Origin of the sequence: Dietzia sp. ANT_WB102, from assembly GCF_008369165.1 — a bacterium.
GTDB lineage: Bacteria > Actinomycetota > Actinomycetes > Mycobacteriales > Mycobacteriaceae > Dietzia.
On record NZ_VOBA01000001.1, the window covers coordinates 1,178,627 to 1,199,323 of the forward strand.

20 protein-coding genes are annotated in these 20,697 nt (G+C 66.8%); 14 read left to right on the forward strand and 6 right to left on the reverse strand.

The window, feature by feature from the left end; translation table 11 throughout:
- The first annotated feature begins 256 nt into the window (after positions 1 to 256).
- From FQ137_RS05365 to FQ137_RS05385, 5 genes are all read left to right on the forward strand, one after another.
- Positions 257 to 1,084, forward strand: a complete 828-nt coding sequence (locus tag FQ137_RS05365; protein ID WP_149291479.1) for a hypothetical protein — start codon at positions 257 to 259, stop codon at positions 1,082 to 1,084.
- Between the two features lie 113 nt (positions 1,085 to 1,197).
- Entirely contained in the window at positions 1,198 to 2,439 is a 1,242-nt protein-coding gene (gene purT / locus FQ137_RS05370) for a formate-dependent phosphoribosylglycinamide formyltransferase (RefSeq protein ID WP_149291480.1), read from the forward strand.
- A gap of 3 nt (positions 2,440 to 2,442) precedes the next feature.
- Positions 2,443 to 3,003 (forward strand): DUF1648 domain-containing protein, encoded by a 561-nt coding sequence (locus tag FQ137_RS05375; protein ID WP_149291481.1) that lies wholly within the window; start codon positions 2,443 to 2,445, stop codon positions 3,001 to 3,003.
- Positions 3,004 to 3,128: 125 nt separating this feature from the next.
- The gene (locus FQ137_RS05380) at positions 3,129 to 3,530 is read left to right on the forward strand and encodes a hypothetical protein (protein ID WP_149291482.1); all 402 of its coding nucleotides are present in this window, start codon (positions 3,129 to 3,131) and stop codon (positions 3,528 to 3,530) included.
- Positions 3,508 to 4,920 carry an alpha/beta hydrolase gene (locus tag FQ137_RS05385; RefSeq protein ID WP_255583655.1) on the forward strand — a complete coding sequence of 471 codons (1,413 nt, stop codon included), beginning with the start codon at positions 3,508 to 3,510 and terminating at the stop codon, positions 4,918 to 4,920. The genes FQ137_RS05380 and FQ137_RS05385 overlap by 23 nt, the downstream gene beginning before the upstream one ends.
- A 77-nt stretch (positions 4,921 to 4,997) precedes the next feature.
- Here FQ137_RS05385 and FQ137_RS05390 read toward each other — a convergent pair whose 3' ends face one another.
- On the reverse strand, positions 4,998 to 6,470 hold the full coding sequence (locus FQ137_RS05390) for an FAD-dependent oxidoreductase (RefSeq protein ID WP_149291484.1): 1,473 nt from the start codon (positions 6,468 to 6,470) through the stop codon (positions 4,998 to 5,000).
- A 79-nt stretch (positions 6,471 to 6,549) separates the two neighbouring features.
- On the opposite strand from FQ137_RS05390, the gene FQ137_RS05395 reads away from it, so the two are divergent.
- Genes FQ137_RS05395 through FQ137_RS05405 form a run of 3 tightly spaced genes read left to right on the forward strand, consistent with a single transcriptional unit; the run spans position 6,550 to position 9,369 of the window.
- Positions 6,550 to 6,966, forward strand: coding sequence for a rhodanese-like domain-containing protein (locus FQ137_RS05395; RefSeq protein WP_149291485.1), 417 nt, complete (start codon positions 6,550 to 6,552; stop codon positions 6,964 to 6,966).
- The gene (locus FQ137_RS05400; RefSeq protein ID WP_255584107.1) at positions 6,963 to 8,213 is read left to right on the forward strand and encodes an O-succinylhomoserine sulfhydrylase; all 1,251 of its coding nucleotides are present in this window, start codon (positions 6,963 to 6,965) and stop codon (positions 8,211 to 8,213) included. The genes FQ137_RS05395 and FQ137_RS05400 overlap by 4 nt, the downstream gene beginning before the upstream one ends.
- A gap of 4 nt (positions 8,214 to 8,217) precedes the next feature.
- Positions 8,218 to 9,369: a hypothetical protein gene (locus FQ137_RS05405; protein WP_149291486.1), complete on the forward strand. Its 1,152-nt coding sequence runs from the start codon at positions 8,218 to 8,220 to the stop codon at positions 9,367 to 9,369.
- Positions 9,370 to 9,393: 24 nt separating this feature from the next.
- On the opposite strand, the gene FQ137_RS05410 is transcribed toward FQ137_RS05405, so the two are convergent.
- The 5 genes from FQ137_RS05410 to FQ137_RS05430 all read right to left on the reverse strand — a co-directional run bounded on the left by FQ137_RS05410 (position 9,394) and on the right by FQ137_RS05430 (position 14,766).
- Positions 9,394 to 10,023: a hypothetical protein gene (locus tag FQ137_RS05410; protein WP_149291487.1), complete on the reverse strand. Its 630-nt coding sequence runs from the start codon at positions 10,021 to 10,023 to the stop codon at positions 9,394 to 9,396.
- A gap of 185 nt (positions 10,024 to 10,208) precedes the next feature.
- A complete protein-coding gene (locus FQ137_RS05415; protein WP_149291488.1) occupies positions 10,209 to 10,484 on the reverse strand; it encodes a hypothetical protein in 276 nt (91 codons plus the stop codon).
- A gap of 1,498 nt (positions 10,485 to 11,982) precedes the next feature.
- Positions 11,983 to 12,534 carry a signal peptidase I gene (locus tag FQ137_RS05420; RefSeq protein WP_149291489.1) on the reverse strand — a complete coding sequence of 184 codons (552 nt, stop codon included), beginning with the start codon at positions 12,532 to 12,534 and terminating at the stop codon, positions 11,983 to 11,985.
- A 778-nt stretch (positions 12,535 to 13,312) separates the two neighbouring features.
- Positions 13,313 to 13,996 carry a SipW-dependent-type signal peptide-containing protein gene (locus FQ137_RS05425; protein ID WP_149291490.1) on the reverse strand — a complete coding sequence of 228 codons (684 nt, stop codon included), beginning with the start codon at positions 13,994 to 13,996 and terminating at the stop codon, positions 13,313 to 13,315.
- 80 nt (positions 13,997 to 14,076) lie between these two features.
- Positions 14,077 to 14,766, reverse strand: coding sequence for a SipW-dependent-type signal peptide-containing protein (locus FQ137_RS05430; RefSeq protein ID WP_149291491.1), 690 nt, complete (start codon positions 14,764 to 14,766; stop codon positions 14,077 to 14,079).
- A 392-nt stretch (positions 14,767 to 15,158) separates the two neighbouring features.
- Here FQ137_RS05430 and fgd point away from each other — a divergent pair, with 392 nt between their 5' ends.
- The 6 genes from fgd to FQ137_RS05460 all read left to right on the forward strand — a co-directional run bounded on the left by fgd (position 15,159) and on the right by FQ137_RS05460 (position 20,676).
- Positions 15,159 to 16,178, forward strand: coding sequence for a glucose-6-phosphate dehydrogenase (coenzyme-F420) (fgd, locus tag FQ137_RS05435; RefSeq protein ID WP_149291492.1), 1,020 nt, complete (start codon positions 15,159 to 15,161; stop codon positions 16,176 to 16,178).
- Positions 16,175 to 16,813: a suppressor of fused domain protein gene (locus FQ137_RS05440; RefSeq protein ID WP_149291493.1), complete on the forward strand. Its 639-nt coding sequence runs from the start codon at positions 16,175 to 16,177 to the stop codon at positions 16,811 to 16,813. The genes fgd and FQ137_RS05440 overlap by 4 nt, the downstream gene beginning before the upstream one ends.
- Positions 16,810 to 17,418, forward strand: a complete 609-nt coding sequence (locus FQ137_RS05445; protein ID WP_149291494.1) for a methylated-DNA--[protein]-cysteine S-methyltransferase — start codon at positions 16,810 to 16,812, stop codon at positions 17,416 to 17,418. The genes FQ137_RS05440 and FQ137_RS05445 overlap by 4 nt, the downstream gene beginning before the upstream one ends.
- 120 nt (positions 17,419 to 17,538) lie before the next feature.
- Positions 17,539 to 18,831, forward strand: a complete 1,293-nt coding sequence (egtB, locus tag FQ137_RS05450) for an ergothioneine biosynthesis protein EgtB (RefSeq protein WP_149291495.1) — start codon at positions 17,539 to 17,541, stop codon at positions 18,829 to 18,831.
- On the forward strand, positions 18,798 to 19,985 hold the full coding sequence (locus FQ137_RS05455; RefSeq protein WP_149291496.1) for an L-histidine N(alpha)-methyltransferase: 1,188 nt from the start codon (positions 18,798 to 18,800) through the stop codon (positions 19,983 to 19,985). Before egtB ends, FQ137_RS05455 begins: the two co-directional genes overlap by 34 nt.
- 103 nt (positions 19,986 to 20,088) lie before the next feature.
- Positions 20,089 to 20,676: a hypothetical protein gene (locus FQ137_RS05460; protein ID WP_149291497.1), complete on the forward strand. Its 588-nt coding sequence runs from the start codon at positions 20,089 to 20,091 to the stop codon at positions 20,674 to 20,676.
- The last annotated feature ends 21 nt before the right edge of the window (positions 20,677 to 20,697 follow it).

Genomic DNA, 20,697 nt, shown 5'->3' on the forward strand with positions numbered 1-20,697 from the left:
TGTGCCCTTTCGTGTGGCTTTCCACACACGGTATCGCCACGACTCCCCGGTCGTCCGTGCGAGGGGAATGTTGCGCAGGGGGTGGGTGTGGCCTGGGGTGTTGAATTGCGTGAGAAAGTCCTTATGTTAGCGCGTCTGATGTTCGGAGGGGCGCCCATTCCGCGTGACGAGTGTCACTATCGGGGTGAGCGTTGGCTGAGAGGTCCACGCGGTCGTTGCGGATGAGCAGCGTCAACCCCTCGTGTAAGGAGCACAAATGACTTCACTCAAGCGATTCGTCGCCTGCGCCTCCGCGGTGGCACTCGCCGCCGGAACCACCCTCGCCGGAGCTGGCGTTGCTTCCGCGCAGGAAGGCGAGGAGTCCTCGGGCTCGCTCAGCAGTAGCTCGCTCAACCTGGGTCAGACAGTGGCTGATCTCGAGACCGCAGCCCAGGCTCTCAATGGCCCGGTCACCGTGTCGCCCAATGCAGAGGGGGGCCCGACGGTCACCTATCTCAACGGGTCGGAGGGTGATCAGCGGTGCCTGGGCTTTACGGCCCCCTACTCCACGATCATTGAAAAAGACCTCGACACCAACTATGACCCGGCGGATCTCGCGGCAGGGCTTGCGCTGATCACCGAGATCGAGGCTGGCGGAGGCCTGTCCCACCTCCTCGCGGACTCAGAGGGTAACCCGGTGTCTGTGCCGGATGACGTCGAGGTCGAGAACAACGTTGTGCAGAACGTCTTTCCCCTCGTGTTTGGCCAGCCGGGTGAGAGTGTCTTGGTCGAGCCGGGCGAAGAGATCGTCTGGACCGCCGACAGCCCCGAGACTCCGGCGCTCTCCGTGGTGATCTGCTTCCGCGTCGATCCGGAGACCGGGGCGCTCAGCGATATGGAGACGAATTTCGGAATCGACCCGCAGGTCGTCGCGGATCAGATCAACGGCAAGATCCCGGGCGGGTCCGTCGACATCGTGGGCGCCGGTTCGATCTCCGGCGGCAGCGTCGCGACGGGCGCTACCGTGCTCGGATCGCTCGGCTCTGACGGCGCCGGTGGTGACGCTGACACGGAGGAGCCGCCGGTCGAGACGCCCGCTGAGTGATCGGCTAGCTCCACGCACGTTCCTGCCCTGACACGGCCCCGGATGGCCCCCACCTGACAACGGATGGGTGGACCGTCCGGGGTCGTTTGCTGCCATCTACTAGCCTGTGGGCCATGACCAGCGCGCATGATCCTCTGGCCCCTCCAGCCGTGGACCGCTTCGGCACCCCCGGCACGCCCGACGCCACCCGCGTCATGCTGCTGGGCTCAGGGGAGCTGGGCAAGGAGGTCACGATCGCGCTGCAGCGGCTCGGCATCGAGGTCATCGCGGTCGACCGCTATGACGGCGCCCCCGCCCATCAGGTGGCGCACCGCAGCCACACGATCGACATGACAGACGGTGACGAGGTACGTCGGGTCGTGGAGCTGGAGAAGCCGCAGGTGATCCTCCCGGAGATCGAGGCCATCGCCACGGCCGCACTCGCGGAAATCGAGAAGGACGGTTTGGCCCGGGTCGTCCCGACTGCCCGCGCTGTGCAGCTGACCATGGACCGTGAGGGCATCCGCCGACTCGCCGCCGAGGAGCTGGGGCTTCCCACCAGCAGGTATGCTTTCGCTTCCTCGCTGGAGGAGCTGCGCGAGGCGTGCACGATGGTCGGGTTCCCGTGCCTGGTCAAGCCCACCATGTCGTCGTCAGGCAAGGGCCAGTCCTCTCTGAACGGCCCCGATGACTTGCAGGCGGCGTGGGAATACGCGCAGTCCGGCGCCCGCGTTCAGGGGGCGCGCGTGATCGTGGAGTCGTTCGTCGACTTCGAGTACGAGATCACCCTGTTGACGGTCCGCAGCGTCGATCCCGCCACCGGTGAGATCCGCACGGACTTCTGCGAGCCCATCGGCCACCGCCAAGAGCGCGGCGACTACGTCGAGTCCTGGCAGCCGCAGGTCATGACGCAGGACGCCTACGACTCGGCGCGCTCGGTCGCCGCACGGGTCACGGGTGCGCTCGGCGGCGTCGGCGTGTTTGGCGTGGAACTGTTCGTCAAGGGCGTCGACGTCTACTTCTCGGAGGTCAGCCCCCGCCCCCACGACACCGGTCTGGTGACGATGGGCAGTCAGGTGCTCAGTGAGTTCGAGATGCACGCCCGCGCGGTGCTCGGTCTGCCCATCGTCACGACCATGTCCAGCCCGGGCGCGTCCGCGGTGATCTACGGAGGCGCAGACGGCGAAGGGGTCGGCTTCGAGGGAGTGGCCAGCGCGCTCGCCGTGCCCGAGGCGGACATCCGACTGTTCGGCAAGCCCTCCGCCAGCGAGTACCGCCGCATGGGCGTGGCCGTTGCGACCGCCGAGGACGTGGACCTCGCCCGTGAGCGGGCGCGCGAAGCGGCCTCGCGGGTGCGGGTGGTGCGAGCGGGCTGACACGTGACGACGACGAGGTCCGCAGCTGATGACGCCCGTGATCTGCCGAGGGAACCGACAGCGCCGTGGATCCGGGTGCTGGTCGCCGGATTGTCGATCATCTGGCTGGGGGTGCTGGCCTGGCAGGTCGCGGTCCTGCCCGACCGGGTCCCCACGCATTTCGGCCCGGGCGGTGAACCGGACGGCTGGTCGAGCAAGGTGGGCGCGCTCGCGTTCTCCGCTCTCGGGCCGCTGTTCGCCTTGCCGCTGCCGCTGGTGTCCTTGCTCGTCCTGCGCTGGCCGGGGCTGATCAATTCCCCAAACAAGCAGTGGTGGACGGCCACCGCGGCGCGGTTGCGCAGATTCGAGCGGCTGATACGTGAGGATCTCTGGCTGATCGCGGCCGTGATTCTAGTAACGCTCATCGGCGTCCAGGTGGGGATCACCGGGGCCGCGCTGACCCCCGACGGACACCTGCCGGGTGTGTGGATCGCCGGTCCACTGATTGTGGTGTTCGTGGGAACCGGTGTGGTCCTGGCGAGGATGTACGGCGGCCGCTATGAGGAGCAAGTCGACCTCCAGTGATCGGCCTGTGGATGGTCGTCGACCTCATCCACAGACCTTCGATTCCGGCCCGTCCGCGTGGCGCTGCGACCCTAGCGTGATCTCTCGAGCGGCCCGGGCGTCCGGGCCGGAGGGGAGCGGGGTCGATGGCGGGGCAGGACGGGCGAGCTGACGGGGAGGCCACGAGGCGTACCGACTCGGGTGAGGCGGGCCCGGTGGGGGCTGTGCTTGTGGCGTTCGAGCAGGCTGCGGTGACCGCCGAGGCGCGGCGAGTGCGTGAGGCGGGCGCAGACACGGCCGAGAGCGCCGCGAGCTTGGTCGCGGCGCTGGAGGAGGCGTCCGCGGCCGCCACTGGAATGGGGGCAGGGGGGCCGGCCGTGCTGCTCGCCGGTCCAGCACTCGCCGAGTGTGCCGCCTTGCTCGCCCGGCGCGCGCGGGACCTCGACGCCGAGTGCGTACGGACCGCGGACGCGATGGACCGGGCGGCGGGTCTCCTGGTGGATGCAGACGAGGAGGTGGCCGGTCGTGTCGCCGGCGCGGCAGGCTGAGGCGTTGGTCGTGGCGATCGACCTCGCCGAGTCACGGGCGGCGTCGGTGGGCCGCCGGATCGCCGAAGCCGCCGAGGACCTGGACTCGGTCGCGCGCAGGCTCGGGCGCGCGGGACCCGACGGCGGGTGGTCAGGTCACTCCGGTGCCCGGGCGCGCGACCATGCGGGCGACGTCGCCACCGAAGCGAGGGTGCTCTCGGGGAACTGCCTGTACCTGGCTGACGTGCTGCGGGCCGAGGGATCCCGGTTGGCACGGTCGGTGATCAACTGGAGCGATGACGAGCTCGCGACGCCCGGCTCCGGCGACTCGAGGGCGGTGGAGGAGTCGGACCGGGGCCTCGCGTTGCGCCTGAAGGAGGCCGCCGACTACCTCGCCGGGCAGGCGGATCCCGCGACCCGGCCGTGCCTCGACCTGTCCGGATCGACCGACGACGACCCACGGGCGGTCGCCGGGCTGTGGCATTCGCTCGGCCCTGCGGACCGTGCTCGGCTCGCCCGCGACCATCCGGAGCTGGGGTCGGTGGCAGGCCTGTCCTCGGCCACGCGGGACTCGATCAATCGGACCCGGCTGCGTCGCCTGATTGACGCGGTGGGGGGCCGCGCCGGCGGGGACGAACTTGCAGGTCCGGCGCCAGCCCTAGCGGCGCTCGCGGCGCATCTCGAGGCCGATCCGCGGCGGCATCTGCTCGACCTGCATCTGGACGGTCGCGCGGTGGTCGCGAGCGCCGACCCGGACAGCGCAGACCGGGTGGTCACGTTTATTCCGGGCACGGGATCCTCGCTCGAGGTGCTCGGACGTACCAGCGAACGGGCGGAGGCGATGTGCGCGGAAGTCGAGTCGTGCGTCGCGGTGTCGTGGCAGGGCTACGAGGCGCCGGCCGACCTCGCTGCGGCCGGATCCTCCGCGGGCCCTGCGTGGAAGCACGCCGCGGACCTGCGCACCTTCGCGGCGGGGCTGGACGAGGTCGAGCGCATGGACGGCGACGACTCCCCACATGCTGTCGTCGGGTACAGCTACGGCTCGGTGGTCCTCGGGGCTGCCGCCGCAGAGCCGCGCGGGGTGGCGGCCGATCTGATGATCCACGTCGGCAGCCCCGGCGCGGGTGTCGATTCGCTCGCCGAGCAGTGGGTGGACGACGGCGGCGTCGCGCGCCCGGCGGGGGAGCAGGATGTGGCCGGCGTCGTCTCGCGATGGGACCCGGTGCCGTGGTGGTCGATGACCGGAGTGCTGGGCGGGCGGCCGGGAACCGGGGAGTTCGGCGGGATCGCGGTCGACGTCACCGAACCGGGCTCGGGACCGAAGGCCGTGAGCAGCGCGCACTCCCGCTACTTCGACCCGGGCACGGTGTCATTGACCGAGATCGGCAGGCTCATCGCCGAGGCTTACTGACCCCCGAGGCTGACTGACCCCCGAGAGACCGGCTATCCCGCCCGTGTGGGCCGCGCACCCCGGGCCGGGAAGACGGCTCAGGACGAGGTCCGGGAGGTGCGCGTGGAGCGGGCGATGTCGAGCATCTCCGTCCGGCCCGGCAGTTTGGTGCGCTCGCGGCCCGCCGCCTCACCGAGGCTGCGCTCGTGGGCGTCGATCTTCAGCCAGGTGTCGCCGTCGACCAGGTCCGCAACCCGGTCGGCGAGCAGGTCGCGCACGGTCTGCGGGTCTGGTTCCGCGGGCTCGGGAAGCGAGCCGGACTCGAGTTCGGCGGTCAACCGGCCGATCGTCTCCACGGCGCAGGACCGGTTGGTGCCGATCACGCCGGACGGGCCACGCTTGACCCAACCCGCGGTGAACAATCCCGGCAGGTGTTGCCCACCCGGCGAGTCCAGGACGCGGCCGGAGTCGTTGGGAATGGTCGACGAGGCATGGTCGAAGGGGACGCCCTCCAGGGCTGCGGAACGGTAACCGACCGCCCGGTAGACGGCCTCCACCGGCAGATCCTCGGTGCGGCCGGTACTGCGCACCCGCCCGCCCTCGCCCTCTGGTCCGGGAACCGGTTCAGTGATCTCCAGCCGCAGCCCGGACACCCGGCCGTCAGCACCCAGGATCTCGACAGGCGACCGGTGGAAGCGGAACCTGACGACCCGCTTCCCGTCGGCGAGAGCCGCGGCCTCGGCCTCATCCGCCGTACCCAGACCAGCCTCACGCTGTGCCCCGGCCCACTTCTCGAGTTGCGCGCACACCTGTCCGACCCGGCGATCGCTGTCGCGGAGAGTGCGCGCCTCGTCGTCATACTCCAAGTCATCGGGGTCTACCACCACGGTGGCACCCTCCACCTTGCCCATTTCCCGCAACTCCAGGGGCGTGAATTTGGCGTGGACGGGGCCGCGGCGACCGATCACCGACACCACACGGGTCGTGTTGGAACCAAACCCGGTGCGGACATGCTCGGGGATGTCTGTGGGTTCGAGTTGCTCGGAGCTGCGCACCAGCATGCGCGCCACATCCAGCGCGACATTGCCCACGCCGACCACGGCCGCGCGCTCGGCGGTCAGCGCCCACTCGGGGTGCGAGTCCGGGTGACCGTCGTACCAGGTGACGAATTCGGCGGCGCCGTAGGAACCTTCCAGGTCCTCGCCCGGGATGCCGAGCCGGCGGTCCGTGAGCGCGCCGGTCGAGAAGACCACGGCGTGGTAGTGGCGCCGCACGTCGTCCAGGGTGAGGTCGCGGCCGAACTCGACGTTGCCCAGGAACCGGATTCGCGGATCGGAGGCGATCCCCTCCAGGGTGCGGGCGATGCCCTTGATCCGGGGGTGGTCTGGGGCCACGCCGTGGCGTAGGAGACCGTACGGCACGGGCAACTGGTCGAACAGATCCACCACGATCCCGCGCGCGGAGGGATCGCGATTGTCGCTCCAGTCCAACAGCGCTTCGCTGGCGTATACACCCGCCGGGCCGGAGCCCACTACGGCCACACGGAACGGAGAATCTGTGACAGGCGTCATGTCGCGATCGTCGCACATAAAGGCGACCCGGGGACCTCGACCCCGCCGATCAGCGGTCGGGGGAGCATAATCGACATCCATGAACGACTACGCCGGGGACCTCCCGCCACGCCAGGCCTGGGATCTGCTCGCCTCCGACCCCGACGCCGTACTAGTGGACGTGCGCACCAGTGCCGAATGGCAGTGGGTCGGCGGCGCAGATCTGTCGGAGCTGGGCAAGCGCACGCTGGGCATCGAGTGGATGATGTCGTCCGGCGAGCCCAACCCCCGTTTCCTCGAGCAACTCGGCGAGGCAGGTGTCGCCCCCGAGGCGCCGGTGCTGTTCCTGTGCCGCAGCGGGGGCAGGTCGGCTGCCGCCGCGCAGGCCGCCACCGCTGCCGGTTTCGGGTCCGCCTACAACGTGGCCGAGGGGTTCGAGGGTGACCCCGACGACGACGGCCACCGCGGCAGCATCAACGGGTGGAAGGTCGCGGGCCTGGCCTGGCGGCAGTCCTGACCGAGTTTTTTGACGACGACGACGAGGAAAAGCAGCGGATGAAGAACAACGAGCTCCCCGACGGACTCCACCCGGACACCCTGGGGGTCCGGGCCGGGCAGATGCGCACCGGCTTCGAGGAGACCGCGGAGCCGATGTTCCTCAACTCCGGTTACGTCTACGAGTCGGCGGAGGCGGCCGAGGCGTCGTTCAACGGGAGCGTCCAGCGCTTCGTGTACTCGCGCTACGGAAACCCGACCGTCGCGATGTTCCAGGAGCGGCTGCGGCAGATCGAGGGCGCGGATGCGTGCTTCGCCACCAGCTCCGGCATGTCCGCGGTGTTCGTCGCGCTGGCCGCACTGTGCGGAAACGGCTCGCGGCTCGTGGCCTCGCGGGCGCTGTTCGGCTCCTGTTACGTGATCTGCGCGGAGATCCTCCCACGGTGGGGCGTGGAGACGGTGTTCGTCGACGGCACCGACCTGGATCAGTGGCGCGAGGCGCTCAGCGAGCCCACCGACGCCGTGTTCTTCGAGACCCCCTCCAACCCGATGCAGGAGCTGGTGGACGTCCGCTCCGTGTGCGATCTGGCCCATGCGGCAGGCGCGCAGGTCGTGGTGGACAACGTGTTCGCCACCGTCCTGCACCAGAAGCCGCTCGAGCTGGGCGCGGACGTCGTGGTCTACTCCGCGACCAAGCACATCGACGGGCAGGGCCGGGTGTTGGGCGGCGCCGTGCTGGGCACCGAGGAATACATCTCCGGTCCGGTGCAGAACCTTATGCGCCACGCCGGCTTCGGGATGAGCGCGTTCAACGCCTGGGTGCTGCTCAAAGGCTTGGAGACCATGAGCATGCGCGTCGAGCGGATGTCGGCCAACGCGCTGGAGGTGGCACGATTTCTGGAGTCGCACCCGGCCGTGGACTGGGTGACCTACCCGATGCTCGAGTCTCACCCCCAGTACGAGCTGGCACGGACGCAGATGGCGGGCGGCGGGTCTGTGGTGACGTTCGGACTGAAGTTTGACGACGCCGAAGGCGGCCGCGGCAAAAAAGAGTGCTTCTCGCTGCTCAACGCGCTGGAGATCATCGATATCTCCAACAACCTGGGTGACGCCAAGACACTGGTGACCCATCCCGCGACGACGACCCATGCGTCCATGGAGCCCGAGGCCCGCGCCGCTGTGGGCATCGGCGACAACGTCATCCGCCTTTCTGTGGGGCTGGAGTTCGCTGGAGATCTGATCGAGGACTTGCGCCGCGGTCTAGATTGATCCTATGGATGGACGGGGTGAACATGCCCGTACGCGAGTGGCGGTCCTTCCGGCCGCCCACCCCGCCGTTCGCCGAATCACCGGACTGGACGTCTCCTCGCGCGTAGAGCTGGTGCCGGTGCGGCCCGGAGTGGTGAACAGTCAGACGCCGACCGAGGCGTCGAGCGCCGTCGAATTCGACCCCGCCGCCGTTGCCTCCGGCGAGATTGACCGCGAGGGCGACTCGCTGAGCAGCGTCGATCTGGCGCACGTGCACTTCGGTTACGACTACCTCGAGCCTGACAGTGTGGACATGGTGGTGAGACACCTGGCGGGGGCCGACGTGCCGATGGTCTTGACCGTCCACGACATTGTGTATCCGACCGACGAGGACGAGTTGCCGCATCGCGACCACACCGGCACGTTGGTGGAGGCGGCCGCGGCGGTGATCACGTTGACCGAGGTGGCGGCCCACGAACTGTGGGTGCGGTGGGGTGTGGAGCCACTGGTCATTCCGCATCCCCGCTTGCTCAGCGAGGAGGAGATCTCCGCCGCGGTGCGTGGTTCCAAACACCTGCGCAGCACCGATTCCGCCGTGGTGGGTGTGTTGTTGGAGCGGATGGGGGAGAACATCGAGGGCCCGGAGCTGCTCGATCAGCTCGCCTCGGTGGCGTCGGGCCGGCCGGGGGCGGAGCTGCGGATCCTGGTGGAGGCGCAGGCGTGGCGGGATGCGTGTGGCGACGACGGGGTGAGCGGTAGCAATCACCTGGTGGCCGAGTTCGCGGCCGAGGGGGACTGGACCTCCGTGCGTCTGGTGCGTTACGAATCACTTGACTTGGGCTCGTTGCTCGCCGAGGTCGCCGCTCTGGATGTCTGCGTTCTGCCGTATCGGTTCGCTACCCATTCCACGTGGCTCGAGTTGTGTCGTGATCTGGGGGTGGCGCCGGTGTTTCCGGCCGTGGGGTGTCTGTGGGATCAGTGGTTCGATCGCTGCGATCCGGCCGAACATTCGGGGGAGGTCTACGATCCCCGCGATCCCGCCGCGGTCGCCACGGCAGTGCGGGCTTCCCTCGATACGCCTCTCGCGGTTCCTCCGCGCGTCGAAGGCGCCGATCCGTCGGCGGTGGTGGCCGAGTATTCGAAGGTGTATAGCCAGGTCGCCGGCTTCCGGCCGTGATCGACGTGAAGACCTGCCTGGCTTTTACGTGTCGGCGCCGCTGCGACTGATGTCGAGCGGCCACGCCAGTGTGAGCATCGAATCCGGAGCCGGTGACAGCGAGTCCATGCTCAACTCCAGGCACACGGTCACGGGCGCGCCTGGCGTGGTGCGGGTGGCTCCCGGCAGGACGAGTGGCCTGGGTGCGGTCTGAGCGTCTACGGGAACAGGTCGGGTGGGGTCGCCGGTGAAGATGCCGGGGGAGCCGGAGGCGAAGGTCGGCTCTGCACACGCCCCGCCGCCGGTGGCTATGGCCCGGATGCGGACAGCTGCTGCAGCGTCGGGGTTGCCCTCCACCAGGACGCCTTTACCGATGGTGACGTGCGCGTCGTCCTGGGAGTCGACGCTCGTGCGCAGGGTGAGGGGTTGGTAGGCGGAGCGGTTACGCAGTCCGGAGGTGTCCACGCGGACGGGGAAGTGCCCGCCGTAGGAGGAGACGGGGGCGGTCCAGGTGGTACCGAAGTCGGTGGAGGCCTGGACGGACCAAGCGGAGGCGCGGAGTTCGGATTCGCGGGCTTGTTCGTCGTGGTCGTGAATGATCATCGAGGCGCCGAGTGCGCATGCGGAGGTGGCAGCGAGAGCGACCAGTGCGCTGGCCGCGTGCCGGATCCGCATAATCGCCTCCGAGACGTGCTGTGCCGGATGCTGGTCAGGGGAGGGGCCCTGGTTCGCGGTGCGGTACCGCGAGTGCAACCGATCTACCTAGAGTATTGCGGTTCGTTCGTCTCTTGTTACATTGCGCCCGGCGAGTGAGCATTCTCACTCGCCGGGCGGCGTGTCTTGTGGGCTGGCGGGTGCGGTCAGCGGATGTAGACGACCGTGCCGGTCTTCCGGTTGATGGCTGCCCAGCGCCAGCCGTCGGTGTCGGGGTCGGTGGCGGTGAAGGTGGCCCAGGTGTCGCCGGGGTCGCCGCCGCTCAGCCAGATCTCCAGCGCCGCGGCGCCCTGACGCGCATCGTTGGGCGCGGTATCGCCGCGGACGACGACTACAGCGTCCCCCTCGTCAACCTTCACGGTCCCGGCCTCTTCGGTCCGGGCAGATACGGGGAGTTTCGCGGGCTCGCTGGGGATGACCATTACGGGCCCCACCGTTGTTGTTGGCGCCGGCGGCGTGGCCGACGGAGTCGAGGGGGCAGGCACCGACGTTGGAGTTTTTGTGCTGGTCTTGGTTGAGGGTGCCGAAGTGCTTGTGCTGGTCCGAGTCGTACGCGTGCCGGGGCTGGTCGAGGTCCCCTCGTCATCGGGGTTCGGCGGAGCCGACGTGGTGGTCTCCGACGCAGTGGAGTTCTCGAGCGGAGAGGTCACGGTTGTTGTGGGAGGCAGGTCGCTGGCGGTGGCTTCGGTTTCGAGTATTCCCCGCATCATCGACCGGCCGAAAGTAGCCGGGGTTCCCAAGTCGGAAAAAGTAAAGGTCTGGTACCTCTGCGAAGCGGTTGGTGCAAGGTTTCCTAACGAACGACCTGGCCACCCTAACTGGTTTGCATCACCTCGCCACGTTCCAGCCATTGACCGTAACGGTTTCGTGCCGTTGCTAAATCCGCATTCGGACCTGGTTAGAGGGAGGTTTATTTGGTCGATAAAGGCACCACGGCTAGATAAGCCACCTCCCGCGCTGTAGACCTGCACGACGAGATCCATTTCGGCCAGAGCGTAGTAAGGTGCGGTAAATGTATCTTTTCTCACATTGACTGCTAGAACGAATGACGCATTTCCTTCTCCAAGGCCTTCAACGTTGTATCGACCCCAAGTGTTGGTAACGCCATCGTATCTTTCGCCAGGTGTGTCCGTAGCGGGAATGAGATTCGTGATGTCTTGGGCGTCCGTAAAACTTGCGTTGTTGGTGTTCGGAATAACCTGGCGGGCTAATTGCAATACTCTGTTGTTTTCAGTGATTGAGGCGGTGGAGTTTCCATCTTCGTAACACTGTGCTTTTGAGGAGAATCCGGAAGCGTTAACGCGCGCAGCTTTAGTTCCGAGGTTCGACGCCGTTATAGAGAAAGTAAATCCTTCATTATTCTGGTGCGATGCCATCCGGGGACTTGGGTTCGAGGCGGCAAAGCAGGTGCTGGCAGACCCGGGGATGCTAGCCGGTGATGGATATGCCATGCAATGTCCCGCTCTGGTTATCTCAGTGTCATTCGAAGCTGTTGTATATTTGCCCATCCACAGGTCCTCGCCGGACTCTCTAGGCGGGACGATATCGGCAGAGGCGTTCGCGCCGAAGCTGTTGCGTGCATCCTCAGCGCCGGTTGCCTGGGCGTAGCCAGGCAGTTTCGGGTAGGTGAGCCCAAAATTCCTAGTCCTTTCGGCGGGGCCCCTCAGGCCGATAGAACTAGGTAGGTTCGTGTCTCGGACATTTCGCATCTTCCAGCCCGGGTTGGTGACTCTGGTATAGCCCTGCATCCAAGCAGTTTTGACCGAAGCTTGAGCCACCTCGGTGTCATTCCACGCTGCCTCCGTCTCTTCTACACCCCCGCCAACCAGGCCGGACAGTGCGAGCATCCCGGCGATCGTCAGCGCACCCGCGGAGGCTGCGACGTGTCGGAGGCTGCTGGACGTGCGAGAGGTGCTCATATCACTGCTGCTTTCGGGGCCAAAAGGCCCAAACGACGAGGAGGGAGGCCGCAATCGTTATTCCCGCCATATAGATCGGTTGGCTTACTTTCGCAACCACGTAGGCGAGGCCGGGGGCGTGCCAGAGCACCTTTTTGACCTCGGCCACTTCGTAAGGCTGAGCGTCAGGTGAGTCGTTGGCGTCGCCTTTCATTGCAATGGAGTAAGTGTCTCCGTTTACGGGGGTAACGGACACCACGCGGTGGGTCACCGGTAGTTGACCCTCGCCGCGGGAAACTGTTGTGACATCGCCGACGCGAATGTCAGAGGCAGGGATCTGCCTGACGATGGCGAGGGATCCAGTCGGAATCGTTGGCGACATGGAACCGGTCTTGAACATGATTAGGCTGATGTTAAGAGCGAAGGCGGCAATCGTCGCGATGATGCAGACAACGCCGAGTAGCGCGAGCGCCGACAACAGGGCGTCTGTGACCCGTGACAGGAACTTAGTGCGGATGAACCCATCAACTGGCTGGGGTTCCTCATTCGCAGGAGCGCTCACGTCGATCGTCATAGCTACACAGACTCCGCTGTGAATGTCCACTGGACAGTGACTACTGCACCGTTAGTTAACCCTGCCGGCGGTGTGGCGTTGGGAAGACTAAATTCATAGCACAGATAGACGGGGATGCCGGGGTTCGATGTCGTCGCATTAGGGTTCAGGGTGAGTTTCCGAAGAGCAGTGCCGGGTTGGTCAAGCATCTTTCCGTAAGTGCTTGCGGTCCCTATTAAAAAAACAGCGTTTACGTCCGAGAAGGTGCTCGAATCGCAGGTTGGGGATGTTGTACGGATAAGGCGCATGCTGATCAGGTTGGCCTGGTTACCGCTCGAGACCTCCACTCCGACGGGGATCGTGACGTTTGCCCCGAGCGTGGCGCCTGGTGCCATACGGAGTCCGAAACGCGAATACGATCGGATTTCTCCACCAGGGATGATAGTGCCCAATGTGGGTCGAAAGATGGCCGCGTTTGCGGAAGTTGGGTGATCGGACCACCCAGCGGCCCCGGGCTCAATGTCAGCGGTCGCGTTTCCCTGGACGTTCCACTTGGAAGAAAAAAAGGTTCCAGTCGCGAATGTGTCATCGACAAAGCCTGCAATGGTTTCACCGGGCGTGGTCTGCACAGCGACGGCTCCGAGAACGACTGCTGCTGCGATTGCCGCAATTTTGCCTCGCCTAGTCGGCTTCTTCACTCTGACTCACAACCTGGTCATTGAACTATCTTAAAAGTGCTTATGTGGCATATCGAATGCGCCACGGCATCGAGTCTGGGGGCGTGCGGCCGTGCGCACTTTTACGTTGTTGCGGTTCCTCGGAAATCCCACGTGATCGAAGTCGAGGTCAGCGGATTTGCGTTATTGATGGCGTCCTTCGCGGCCTGGGAATTCGCTAGCGTAACCGCGATGCAGAACTTCTGAGTGTCTCCCGAATCGGCGAGAAGGTCTCGTGCGGGAGCCCCAGTTGGAGCAGTGGGGCTGGATTGAGTCCCGCCCGGTGTGCCAGTCGCCCACGAGGTTCCGTTAGTGGTGCTCGCGCCAGCAGCGCAGGTAGTACCTCCGTTGAGGACCGTGTAGGTCAGATACGGATCCAATGTGCCGGCGGTCGAGAAGTATGCCCCCGCCAGGGTTACGGTTCCTGCACCGGATTCTGGCCCGGTCCGAATCGTAAACGGGGCGTAAACGGTGTCGCCGGGGGCCATCGAGGATGCGAAGGTCAACGCAGCGTGCCCGGTGCCCGGCGCTCCGGTCGGGTCTGGATAATCCTTGAATGAGGCGTCCGAGGCTGCCGGGTATGCCGCAGCTTGTGACCCCTGTATCGAGAACTTCGCTGAACTGAAAGTGCCCGTGGCGAAGACGTCATCGGTGAACGCCGCCAGGGTGGCGACAGCACCGAGGCCGAGAACAACCCCGCCAGCAAGTAGCGCTTTGCGTTTGCGGTTGCGATCCGCTAGCTCGGAGGGATTCATCGAGTCGGTCATAGTCAACTTCCGGATATGGAGGGGTGGACGGGGCCGTACGGCCCCGCCCACCTGTGTTCGTTAAGCCGAGTTGGCCGCGATCAGGGGGTATTGGCCGTGGCGGTGAACTGCCAAATCACCTGAGTGTCGGTCGCACCCTGAACGTCTTCCGAGTTGTCGTTCAAGGTGATGCCGAGGCACAACTGGTCTTGCGTAGCCGCGGCCGCGGTCAGCGGACGCGCAGATGCACCCGAGTTGGAGACTCCAGGCGCATCGTCGGCGACGGTGCCGGTGTACCAGTCGGATCCTGCAGGCGTTTGCGCGTCGCACTGCGCAGCGGTGGAGTTCGTAATAACCCGGTAGTCGAGCTTGTCAGCCAGATCTGGGTCTGCAGTGGTTCCGAAAGTGACTCCGGATAGGACAAACGTGCCGTCCACAGTTGTTTCCGGTGAAAGGCGAAGCGTGATCGGCGCGAAAACCTCCTCACCGGGCTGGAGGGTGACGGCCGTCAGTACCTGGTCGAACCGGAGGGTGCCGCCGGGCGTGTCGTCGTAGTTCTCGTACTGAGGTACATCCTCGGCGGATTCGACAGCGGTGGTCGTCAGGTTGCCCTGAAGCTCGAATGAACCTGTGTTGAAGATACCGTTCGCGAAAACGTCATCCGACCAGGCAGCCAGGGTGATCGCAGCGCCGAGGCCGAGGACGACGCCGCCAGCGAGGATCGCCTTGCGCTTGCGCTTGCGGTCCTGCTGCCGTTGGACGTCGGTGACGATGGGGTCATTGGCTGTCATGTGTGGATCCTTCCGGTGGGGGCCACCGAAGCGGCCCGAGGGGTACAAGTCATGCCAGATCCCGATCGCCGTTGATCGCGTGCCGACACCAAGTTCATCTACCGAACTCACATAAGTGTTACAGATTCTTAGTAATTTGCAAAGGGCGGCCAGCCTGCGAGTTTCGGGGGCTAGCGACTGTTTCCGCCCGTAGTGCTAGATGCGGCAACATTTTTTCCGCCGTCCAGTATAAGGAGTCTGTTATTCGCGACCCACCGTTATTAGAGGTCAGAGCAGCGGGGCTACGCGACGTGTATATCCGGGACAGCGCGCATCGGTCCGCTGGCATACTCGGGACAACACTTGGCGTACGTGCCGATGATTTAGCTCACATGCCCCTCTAGGAGACCCCCATGCCAGACACCCCTTCCCTCAAGCTCGGATACAAGGCATCAGCCGAGCAGTTCGGCCCGCGCGACTTGGTCGAGTACGCGGTCTTGGCGGAGCAGGCGGGGATGGATTCGGCCACGGTGTCTGACCACTTCCAGCCATGGCGCCACGATGGCGGCCACGCCCCGTTCTCTCTCGCGTGGTTGACGGCAGTGGGCGAGCGCACCGAGCGCCTCCAGTTGGGCACCTCGGTACTCACGCCGACGTTCCGCTACAACCCGGCGGTACTGGCCCAGGCGTTTGCCACCATGGCGTGCCTGTACCCGGGGCGGGTCTTCCTGGGTGTGGGCACTGGTGAGGCGCTCAACGAGATCGCCACCGGCTTCCAGGGTGAGTGGCCAGCGTTCAAGGAGCGATTCGCTCGTCTGCGTGAGTCCGTCCGCCTGATGCGAGAGCTGTGGACGGGCGAGACGACCAACTTTGAGGGCGACTACTACAGCACCAGGGACGCATTCCTCTATGACGTTCCGGACGGCGGCGTCCCCGTCTACATCGCCGCCGGTGGCCCGGTTGTGGCCAAGTACGCCGGCCGCGTCGGCGACGGATTCATCTGCACCTCCGGCAAGGGCATGGAGCTCTACACCGACAAGCTACTCCCAGCAGTCGAGGAGGGTGCCGGCATCAACGAGCGCGACTCCACGACCATCGACAGGATGATCGAGATCAAGATCAGCTACGACCCCGACCCGGACAAGGCGCTGGAGAATTGCCGCTTCTGGGCCCCGCTCTCGCTCACCCCCGAGCAGAAGCACTCCGTGGACTCCCCGCGCGAGATGGAGCGTCTGGCCGACGAGTTGCCCATCGAGCAGGTCGCCAAGCGCTGGATTGTGGCCTCTGACCCCGATGAGGCCGTGGAGCAGGTCAAGCAGTACGTCGACGCGGGCCTTAACCACCTGGTCTTTCATGCACCCGGCCACGATCAAAAGCGTTTCCTCGACCTGTTCAAGACCGACCTCGAACCCCGTCTGCGAGCACTTGCATGAGTGACACCACCACCCCACCGGGCCCCGCCCAATCCGACCTCGCCGGCCTCGAGGGCATTCTCGCCGACAAGGAGTCGGTCCGCGTCCTGCGCTATCCGCACGAGACCGAAGCCGACGAAGAGGGCAACACCACCGAGTGGCACTGCGACATTGTGATCGTCGACGACGTGCCCGCCGCCGGATTCTCGACCTACGCCACCGTGGGTGCCCGGGGACTCCCCACCAACGTCACCACGCCCGAGGGGCGGCAGATCCGCAGTGAATTCGTGATCGTCGGCCGCACCGGCCACCGGGCCATGGCAGACGTTCTCGACGCGTGCGCACTCGCCGTCGCGACCGGCTCCATCCACGTGGCCCCCGGTGCCGTGATCCCCAACGCGGTGGGATTGGTCGACTCCGGGCGCACCTGTGAGCACCTCGTCCTGACCCCACCGTTCCTGTGGCCAGACCTGGAGGTCGTCGACGAGTCCGGCGGCGAGGATGGCACCGGACCCCTGCTCACACGTTTGCAGGCCGTACCCATCACCACCGCCGAGATGTCCTTCCTCGTCCGGGAGGGCCCCGATGCCCTGTTCGAGAAGCTCGACAGCGCCGACGCCGACGTCACCAACCCGGACCGCCCGAGCGTCGTGTGAGCGCGCCCGCGCCGCGATCGCCCGGCGGCGTGGCGCGATTGCTCGAGACCGCGGCCGGGCTGATGATCGTCGAGGCCACACACGAGGGCATCGCACGGCTCCAGCAGGTCGATGCCGCAGATCTCCACGCTGCCGACCTCCACCTCGCAGAGCTCGACCCGGCCGAACCCGACGATGCTGGGCGTGGTGTGGGCGTCGACGACGTGGCGGCCGGAGCGAAGGCGCATCTCGTCCGCCTGGCGGAACAGCTGGAGGACTACCTGGCAGGGACAGCCCGTGAGTTCGACGTGCCGCTCGACTGGGCCGCTGCGGGAGTCCACGACGAATTCTCCCGCGAGGTATATCGCGAGATCCAGCACATCCCCTACGGCGAGACGTCTACGTACGGGCAGATCAGCATGGACGCCGGTCGGCCGCGCAACGCCCGCCGAGTGGGCAGACTCTGCTCGCTCGTCCCAGTGCCGTTCGTCATCCCCGTCCACCGCGTGATCCGCGCTGACGGCGGCATGGGCAACTGCCCCGAATACCGACTGCGACTGCTCCATCATGAGCGCCGCAACCTCGAAGCCGCTCGCATCGGGAGCCCGGCCGCTCCATTCGCGTAGGGAAATTTCCTGCGGTGGGCGGAGAGCCACACTGTGGCTACTGTGGCGAACAACGTTCGGCAGCCGAGAGGCCCGCCGTCGCCCACGACCTGCCGTCGACCGCAACCCACGGGGGAACCCATGACAGCTGGAACCGTCTCCACCACCGCGCGCGCCGAGAGCGTGGTCGAGAAGTTCCTGCGAGTCCGCGGGCTCACTGACCTGCTCGCATCCCGGCTCAGTCCCGAGGACCAGATCCCGCAGTCGATGACCGCCGCCAGCCCCGCCGCATGGCATCGCGCGCACACGACGTGGTTCTTCGAAGAGTTCGTCCTGGGTCGGCTGCCGGGGTACACCCCGCCCGACCCGGTATTCCGGTTCCTGTTCAACTCGTACTACGAGGCGGTCGGCCCGCGGCAACCCCGGCCAGAGCGTGGGCTCATCACTCGCCCGTCGGTGGCCGAGATCGGGGACTTCCGCGCCCGCGTGGACGAGTCCGTGGTCGACGCGCTCGAGGCGGGGCGAGTCGACGAGCGCGGGCTGGAACTGATGGAGCTGGGCTGCCACCACGAGCAGCAGCATCAGGAGCTGCTGCTCGCGGACATCAAACATCTCTTCTCGCATAACCCCACCGATCCGGTGTACGTCCACAGGTCCGCGGACCCGGCCGTGGCGGTGCCGGGGGAGACCGGCTGGCTCGCCGTCGTCGAGGGGATCGCCGAGATCGGCGCGCAGAACCCCGTCGACGGCGACCCCGGGGCAGCGTTCTCCTACGACAACGAGCGCCCCCGTCACCGCGTGTGGATCCCCGGCGGCGAGGTGGCCACCCGCCAGGTCACCGTGGGCGAGTGGAAGCAGTTCATGGCCGACGGCGGCTACTCCCGGCCCGAACTGTGGCTGTCCGACGGGTGGGCCACGGTCCAGGCTGAGGGCTGGGACGCGCCCGGGTACTGGCGGCGCGAGGACGACGGCCCCGACGCCGACGCGGTATATGGCCGGTGGACGACCTTCACCCTGAGCGGACGACGCCCGACCGTGGACGCCGAACCGGTCATCCACGTGTCCTTCTACGAGGCCGACGCCTACGCCCGCTGGGCCGGCGGACGACTGCCCACCGAGTTCGAGTGGGAGATCGCCGCCACCGGGTGGGAGATCCGCGACGAGCTCGACCCCGACAGGTGCCACCCGCAACCCGCAGCGGAGCGGACGATCGGCGGCGTGTGGGAGTGGACGTCCAGCGCCTACCTGCCGTACCCCGGGTTCGTCACCGAGGAGGGCGCGGCCGGCGAGTACAACGGCAAATTCATGTCCGACCAGCACGTTCTACGCGGCGGCAGCGCCTTCACGCCCGCCGGCCACACCCGACACACGTACCGGAACTTCTACCCCGCCGCGTCACGATGGGCGGCCACCGGGCTGAGGCTCGCCCGGTGAGCCGCGTGCAGGACGTGGAGTCGCAGCGTGGAGTGGTTCGAGCCGTCGGAGCTGCCGGAGTCCCCGGGGAGACGAGTACGACCACAAGAACGACGACGACAACGACAGCGACGACGACAACGACAACGAGCACCGCCAACCCCGACACCGCAGCCCTTGAATCCGATTTGCTCGACGGGTTCTTCGCCGACCCGCCGACGCTGGCGCCCCGCTGGTTCTACGACGAGAAGGGCAGCCTGCTGTTCGACCAGATCACCAGGCTGGCCGAGTATTACCCCACCCGCGCAGAAGCGGAGATCCTGCGGGCGCGGGCCGCTGACATCGTGGGCAGCGCGGACACGATGGTAGAGCTCGGGGCGGGTACCTGCGAGAAGACCAGGGCGCTGCTCGACGTCTTCGCGCCGGGACCGGCCGCCTCTGAGCCGGCCCCTCCCGAGGCTGCGTCGACCTGCCCCGAGGCCGCGTCGAACGGCTCGGCCGCCGCAGCCGATGCCGGGCCGCTGTTCGTGCCGGTCGACATCAGCACCGAGATGCTCTTTGGCTCCGCCCGGGCGCTGACCGCCGAGTACCCCGGGCTGCGCGTCGTCCCGGTCGTCGGCGATCTCACCGCCCTAGACGGCCCCCTGCCGGGTGAGCCGGGCAGACGGATGGTGCTGTTCCTCGGTGGGACGATCGGCAACTTCTCCGATGCCCAGCGCGCCGACTTCTTCACCATGCTGCGCGCCATCATGGACCCGGGCGACCGATTGGTGGTCGGGTTCGATCTGGTCAAGAGTCCCGAGCGGCTCACCGCGGCCTACGACGACTCCGCCGGGGTCACCGCCGAGTTCGATCTCAACATGCTCGATGTGATCGCCCGTACCGTCGAGTGCACCGGTCTGGACCGCGCCGATTTCCGACACGAGGCCGTGTGGAATCCCGGCGAGAGCCGGATCGAGATGTGGCTACGTGCTGTCCGCGACGTGCACGTCGAGTTCCCCACACTGGGACGCTCGCGAACTCTCGCCGCAGGGGAAGGCATCCGCACCGAGATCGCGAGGAAGTTCGAGCCGGACGTCCTTGCCGACGAGCTGGCGGGCTACGGATATGTGCGCCCGACCGTGTGGACGGACGACGCAGGGGACTTTGGACTTGTTGTCGTCGTCGTCGATTAGGGGCGGTTCCCACCGCCCACGGCGAGGACCGTTCCCAGGAGGGCGATTCCACGAGGAGCGTTCCCACGATGGGCGCAGCGCGCCCAAGGGGGAGGAGTAGTCGGTGACGAGTTCAGACAGATCGGATCTGGTGGACCGGGCGCGCAGCCTCCTCGAGGAGGCCCGGGCAGCCGAGGACGCCCTCGACTCGGCGGCCGCAATGATGTTCAGGCTGGGCGGGGACGTCGCTCGGGCCGACACCCGGAGCCGGGCGGCGAGGAGCGGGGCGCACGTGGCGGCCGAGCGGGATCTGGTGGGCGGCTTGCTCGACGAGTTGGGATCGATCACTCTGGCCGCTGACCGGCTCGGTCAGGAGATCAGCCGGGCCACCGACGGAGCTGCCGCCGGCGCCGACCGCGGTGCAGCGGAGGCCAGGGCTGAGCTGCGTTCGGTGCGGCGCATTGTTCAGGCGGCGGGTGGCCGGGCCCGCGAGTGCGTGTGGATGGGCGAGCTCGCTGCCACCCGGGTGCGCGAGTTCGCCGAGTTCGAACTTCTCTACTCGCAGGCATCTCGGCACCTCGACGACGATGAGTTGGACGCCGCCGACGCCGCTTTGCCGCGGCTGATCGCGCTGGACCGCGCGCTGCTGAGCGGCGAGGTCGGGGCGATGCTGGACGAGCTCAAGTTCCGGACCATGACCTCTCGCGGCTGACCGGGGCGGAGCCGTGTGAAG